At 51.2% G+C, this 5,425-nt stretch carries 4 protein-coding genes; 1 reads left to right on the top strand and 3 read right to left on the bottom strand.

Annotated elements, in window-relative coordinates; translation table 11 throughout:
• The first annotated feature begins 108 nt into the window (after positions 1–108).
• Positions 109–1,140 (top strand): IS630-like element ISAhy2 family transposase, encoded by a 1,032-nt coding sequence (locus tag AB5Y84_RS12245; protein WP_001809438.1) that lies wholly within the window; start codon positions 109–111, stop codon positions 1,138–1,140.
• Between the two features lie 199 nt (positions 1,141–1,339).
• Here the strand turns inward: AB5Y84_RS12245 and AB5Y84_RS12240 are convergent, their stop codons facing one another.
• From AB5Y84_RS12240 to AB5Y84_RS12230, 3 genes are all read right to left on the bottom strand, one after another.
• On the bottom strand, positions 1,340–3,502 hold the full coding sequence (locus tag AB5Y84_RS12240; protein WP_069785361.1) for an AAA family ATPase: 2,163 nt from the start codon (positions 3,500–3,502) through the stop codon (positions 1,340–1,342).
• Complete coding sequence (locus AB5Y84_RS12235; protein WP_017780892.1) at positions 3,499–3,939, bottom strand: VPA1267 family protein; 441 nt, start codon at positions 3,937–3,939, stop codon at positions 3,499–3,501. The genes AB5Y84_RS12240 and AB5Y84_RS12235 overlap by 4 nt, the downstream gene beginning before the upstream one ends.
• Positions 3,940–4,193: 254 nt before the next feature.
• Positions 4,194–5,330 carry an ISAs1 family transposase gene (locus AB5Y84_RS12230; protein ID WP_024943479.1) on the bottom strand — a complete coding sequence of 379 codons (1,137 nt, stop codon included), beginning with the start codon at positions 5,328–5,330 and terminating at the stop codon, positions 4,194–4,196.
• Positions 5,331–5,425 lie beyond the last annotated feature (95 nt).

The raw sequence follows: 5,425 nt of genomic DNA, 5'->3' as shown, positions 1-5,425 counted from the left end.
TAAATAGCTGTTCCGAATAGTAGATCACCGGAGGAAGGGAACTCAGTCCAGTTTGTGCGATCTGATTAGTCGCTAAACAAAACAAGCCACACCCAAAGGACTGAGTTGATGCCTATCCTACCACCTCTGCCACGACCACAACGGCGCCGCATTCACAAAATCATCCATGCCACCCGTGATAAAGGACATGCTCGTCGCTTGATGGCCATCTTGCTGTTACATGAAGGACGCACGATCACCGATGTTCATCACCTTACCGGCGCTGCGCGCTCGACCATCGGTCGTTGGCTTCGGTGGTATCGAGATGAAGGCATAGATGCGCTAGAAGCCTTACCGGCTGGCCGTGCCCCAGTCTTACCTATCGCCAAGATTGTCACCTTACTGGTGCTGCTCATGCAGTTTTCTCCGCAAGATTTTGGTTATCAGCGCAGCCGTTGGTGTACTGAACTATTGGCTATAAAAATCAATCGGTTAACAGGGCTCAATGTGGCAGCCTCCACGCTCCGCCGATGGTTACCTCGTATGGGCATTGTCTGGCGCAGGCCCGTGCCGACCTTGCGGATAAAAGACCCAGCCTATCAGGAAAAAATGGCGAATATCGACGCCGCGCTGGCCCGCTGTGATGCCGATAATCCGGTGTTTTATGAGGATGAAGTCGATATAGACCTCAATCCCAAATTAGGAGCCGACTGGATGTTCAGAGCGCAGCAAAAGCGGGTTGTCACACCGGGGCAGAATGCCAAGCATTATCTGGCAGGCGTTCTCCACGCAGGCAACGGAAGGGTACTTTACGTCAGCGGGATCAAGAAAAACTCATCGCTGTTTATTGCCATGCTGGAAAAGCTGCGCCACCACTACCGACGAGCCAAAACCATCACGTTGATCCTCGATAACTACATCATTCACAAAAGCAAACAGACCGAGCGATGGTTGAAGAAGAATCCCAAGTTCTGCCTGGTGTTCCAGCCAGTTTACAGCCCTTGGGTTAATCACATAGAACGGCTATGGCACAAGTTACATGAAACCATCACGCGCAATCATCAATGCAGAGGGATGGCAAACCTGCTGGCCCGAGTGAAACACTTCATGGATACCGTGTCTCCTTTCCCGGGGAATGGCTATGGCACAGCGAAGGTGTAGCACTATTGGGATCAGTTATTTACTATGTCAAGGCCTTGTAAGGTATTGATTTTTAAGGTTCTAGCCCTTCCGATCGCTCAGCTACGGGCACATCTTGCTACGCAAGAGCACGGAATAAGCCGTGGACAACGCTGCGCGTTGACGCACCGCTTATCTCCGCTTGTACCCGTAGTCGCTCCCCAAGGGAATCAATCTCCTCTCATTTCTTCAACAGATCACGCAGATAGCTGTTCCGGTTATGGGCATTGCTGGGCGCTTTGGTGATGGCTGCAAACTCAGCTGTGCTGCCCACGATATGGACCTCATGCTCGGCCCTGGTTATTGCGGTATAGAGCCAGGCCCTGTCAACGATCCTCCCCTTTTGCAGCGCGATGATGATGCGTGGGAACTGCGAACCCTGAGCTTTATGGAGTGTGATGCAGTAGCCCAGCCTCATACAGTCCAGCAGGGATTGGGTGACATACACGCTCTCGCCTGTGTCCAGTTCAACCACTCCGTAGTCATCTCCAGCCCCGACAGCGCGAGTTAGCGTTCCGAGCGAGCCATTTTGAATGCCTTTCTCGTAATTGTTCTGAGTGAAGAGGATCACATCTCCTTGGCGCAAATCGTTGCGGCGGTAGGTTTCGCCATACATCTCAAATATCATCCGAGCACCATCAGGGTTGACGGCCTCCTGAATAAGATTATTGATCTCCGCCACCATAGCGGTGGTCGCACCTACCACTCGGCTGTTCTCGGGGGATTGCTGATATAACTCGGCACAGACTTGGGCGATCCTCTCTTTGGATGTTTCGTGGAAATAGACGTTACCCATGCTCAAGTGCTCCGGTATGAGACCTTGATTGACCTGCATAGAGTATTCAGGAATGCCTGTGGCTCCCTTCTGGCGTTTAACGATGTCCAGGGTCACGTTCGCAATGGCCTGTGATGCAACGATATCGGCTAGCACCTTGCCACATCCTATCGGAGGTAGCTGGTTTGGGTCACCCGTGAATATGATCCGCACGGCGGGGTGCAGATGGTTGGTGAGCCGATACATGGTGGGCAGGTCGATCATGGATGCTTCATCGATCACTAACAGATGATTGGGAGACCCATCAGATGGCTCTATGGGCTCGTGCCGCAATAAGGCGGCAATAGTCATAGTCTTAAAGCCTATCGACTCATGTAGGCGCATTGCAGCGCGTCCAGACAGGGCGACAGCATGCACCTCAAAGCCCATTTTGCCATAGGCCCGCAGTGCAGTTCTGAGCACTGTGGTTTTGCCAGTTCCTGCGCCCCCCGTGATGCAACTCACCGCATTGTCTAGCGCGGTGAGCACCGCTTCATTTTGCATCGCGGTCAATTCATAGGGCAGCTCATTAACCGCAGCGAGAAACGCAGCATTGGTGGACTCGTCGTAACGATTTTGCTGTTTAGCAAGTTTCAACAGCCGCTTGGCAACAACAGTCTCCATCAGCAATTGTGCGGTAGGGTGATAGGTGCCTGCTTCATGGTTCAGCACATACTGGGCTTGGTGGTAACCGGCCTTGAATGCTTGTGCTGCCAACTCGCCGTCACCAAGCAATTTGGTCAGCAGGGGGCGAAGCCTGGCCTGCGTGGTGTAGGTGTGGCCTTTTTCCACTTCCGCGTGGATGGCGAACTCTAGGGCGGCACTCAGTCTCTTCGGATCTTTTAGTTCTACCTCAAACTTCGTTTGAGAAAGGGTATCCACTTCTTCAAACTCCATTCCGAAGCCGACCAACAAGTAGGGATTATCTTTGATTGCTTCAACGGATCCTTCGCCATGGAACTTCAATAGGCGCTGCTGAATGGACGAGGGGATCCGACACTCTGCCATCCAATTGCAGTGGCTCAGATTTTTGTATTTTGCATAGCCGTTGAACAGGGCATTAATAGATACATCACTCAGAATACCCTTGAGGCGCTCTCTGGACTCTGGTGTGTCGGTGCGCAGGGTGGTGTGAAATTGCTCACCGAGTAGTTGCCATAACGCCCTGGCTTTACCGAGGCCAATTCCCTTGAAATCAGGCTCCTTGGCAATGAACTGGATCAGCTGCTCACCTGTCTCTGGCAGGGTGCATATTACGTGCTCAGGTGATTCATAGGTGTGTTGCCGCATAACAACGTCACCAACCTCAACCCTCTCAATGAGGGGCTTTCCATGGACTGTCCATTGCTGGCCCTGTGACGGTTGTGCCGGAAGGGTGTCAGGCCGCGCCTTAATGGTCACATAGTATTTGCCGTCCCTAATCTGGCTGGTGTCGCCATGGAGTGGGATACCAGAGAAGATCACGTAGCCGGATGAGCTATATGGGATACTGGTGACACGAATTTGCTCGGAATGCAGGGATTGGATCATCGTGGCAAGATCCCCATTTCAGCCAATGTCTCAGATAGCTCACCAAAGCGCTCAAGTTTGGTTTTTAGTTCTTTGAGTTGCGCTTTCAGCTCAATGTTTTCCTGCTCCAATGTCGATACACGTTTCGCATCGAGTTGGCGTCGATGAGCCGTAGGGTCATAAGTCTTAGGGTTATCGGAACTGGCTTTGGCCTGAGCGGTTAACGGTGGCAGCACCCCTTGTGTTCTTAAACCGTCCTCTAATTGTTGTAATTGTCTGCGCAGCTCAGGATTCTGGGCCAAGGCAGAGCGGCCACAGCCAATGGCCTTGGCGATTTCACCTCGGCTGAGATTGCCTCTGTGAATTATCTGCCGGTAGCTCTCGTCAGTTTGTGTTGCCGTCCATAGCTCAAACGTCCTGACGAACTCCTTGGCTTTCTCCGCACAGCTCCCCATCATTGACCTCCTGTTCGGCGTTTAACTTCTATAAGCGGCTTTCCAAGCATATCCTGTAATTTTTTTAGATCGGCACTATCTGTTGGGAAGTTATCAATTGATGTCATTCTGACACCATGCATGTAAGCATTATATTGCCATACTATGAAACGCTGTTTGTATGCATCATTCAAACTATTTAATCTGGCCAATTCATTCTCTAAAAGAGCAACCTTTTTTATAAGATACTCAAGCAGGGCGAGAGCGTGAACATATTGTTAAATTGACTTCAATTCAGCCAGCCCTGAATCCAATACCTTTTCCAGATATGGGCTGCTCATGCCCGCAAATTGCTGCTTCTTCCGCAAGCTTGCCTTACGGCTGGTTTCGGCTCGCAGCATGTTTTGCGCCATGTGTCGTGCACAGGCCAATATTTGAGGGGCATCACCTCGATATATCTGGCAGGCATCCTCATTCATCACGACATCCAGAACCCAGTGCAGGCTATTTTCAATTGCCCAGTGCCCTCGTACCGCTGAAGCAAACTGCTCTGGTGTCAGTTCAGCCGAGCTGATGTAGTAGCGATACTCCATCGAAAATTTTTCCATATTTTCAATTCGATAGGATATTGCGACACCGACAGTCTTCAGCGATTTCCACTCTGGAAATTGCTCTGATAGTGCTCCGGCTGGTAACACATGGTACTCGCGGCCATCGATGCGACCGTGCTCTTTCTCGACACTGAGCGTTTCTTCACTCAGCGGCTTCTTGGTCGACTCGGCCAGAGCTGCGCGTACTGCATTATGCAGTGTGGGCTGGTTACCTTTTACCGCCAGCAAGTAGTCGCCACCGCCCTTGACTATGGTTGAGGCTATTCCAGTCTGGCAGCCCATGGCATCGATGGATACCAGGCAGCCTTTTATATCGAGGAGTGCCAGTAATTCAGGAATGGCGGTGATTTCGTTAGATTTCTCATCTGTTTTGACTTGCCCGAGCACCAGACGATTCTCAGCGGCAAAGGCACTGACCATATGAATGGTAGACTGACGACTGTCTCGGTCGTAAGAGCTGCGTAAGGTCTTGCCGTCAATGGCAATCAGCTCACCATCGGTACGTTCTGATGTTGCTTGCATCCAGCGGACGAAGGCGTTCTGGAATTGCTCCGGTTGAATACGGGAGATGATCCTGGCTATGGTGTCGTGAACAGGTAATCCGTTATGAAACAATCCATTACGCTGAAACCATTCCAGATGTGCCTCGCCGAAAAGCTCGATATCTTCCCAACCTTGAGCTCCACCAATAGCAGCACAGACGGTGAGAAAAACCACATCGAAGAAGGGGTACGCGATTTTGGTTGTCTGACGAGGGTCTTCAAGTTCGGAGAAGAATTGGGTAAATGCCGCTTGATGGTTCATGACGAAACTCCCGTAAAAGAGAGTATAAGATCACACCCTGTTCGGTCGGTCAAATCCTCGTGCCCTGCTTAAAAAACGTTCGCGATCTTGCCCTG

It is taken from the genome of Aeromonas sp. s11, from assembly GCF_040907945.1.
GTDB classification, from domain to species: Bacteria; Pseudomonadota; Gammaproteobacteria; order Enterobacterales; family Aeromonadaceae; genus Aeromonas; species Aeromonas veronii.
This window is presented reverse-complemented; position numbering and strand designations above follow the sequence as displayed.